The organism is Thiolapillus sp. (assembly GCF_048562965.1).
In the GTDB taxonomy this organism is placed as follows: Bacteria; Pseudomonadota; Gammaproteobacteria; order Chromatiales; family Chromatiaceae; genus Thiolapillus; species Thiolapillus brandeum_A.
The window spans coordinates 1-686 of record NZ_JBHNMF010001343.1 but is presented as its reverse complement, the minus strand read 5'-3'; the positions used below and the strand labels follow the sequence as shown (position 1 = coordinate 686).

Sequence of the window (686 nt, the reverse complement as noted above, 5' to 3'; positions counted from 1 at the left end):
CTGAACAACTACCTGCCCGAAAACGCCGTGGTGGTCGCGGTAGTTGACCCGGGTGTGGGAGGGAGCAGAAAAGCCATATGCCTGAATATCGGTGATCGCTGGTATCTTGGACCGGACAACGGATTGCTGTCGCTGCTGGTTTCCAATGCCGGTGTGGAAAACTGCTTCCTGGCGGGATTGCATGAAAGTTACATGAAAGCTGCTTCGGCCAGTTTTCACGGCAGGGATGTTTTTGCTCCTGTGGCGGGATTGCTTGTCAACGGACAGTCGCCGGATACTTATCCGCTGCCGGTAGACGGGATGGCGGGTGCTTCATGGCCGGGTGAACTGGCTGAAGTCATTTATCTTGATGGCTTCGGCAACGCCATGACGGGTCTCCGGATGCGAAATCTCAGGGATCTGCAGGGTGTGGTGGTTGGAGAGCAGTTGGTGAAGCCGGCCCACACCTTTTCGTCAGTACCAGCAGGAGCGCTTTTTTGCTATGAGAATTCCCTGGGGTTGCTTGAAATCGCGGCCAATGGGAGCAATGCCGGAAGGATACTGGGGCTTGAAATTGGCTCTCCTGTTAACCCGCATATGTTACCAGGCCGCTCGAAAAATCCATAAATAACATTGTTATTCAATAACTTGTTATTAAATATGCTGAGTAACACTTCGTCACCGCCACATTATGCGCTTTTTCCTTG

1 protein-coding gene is annotated in these 686 nt (G+C 52.3%); it reads left to right on the top strand.

Annotated elements, in window-relative coordinates; genetic code table 11:
• On the top strand, window positions 1-606 hold a 606-nt coding region (locus tag ACOCD2_RS24210; RefSeq protein ID WP_294117121.1), incomplete at its 5' end, for an SAM hydrolase/SAM-dependent halogenase family protein.
• Window positions 607-686: the final 80 nt, after the last annotated feature.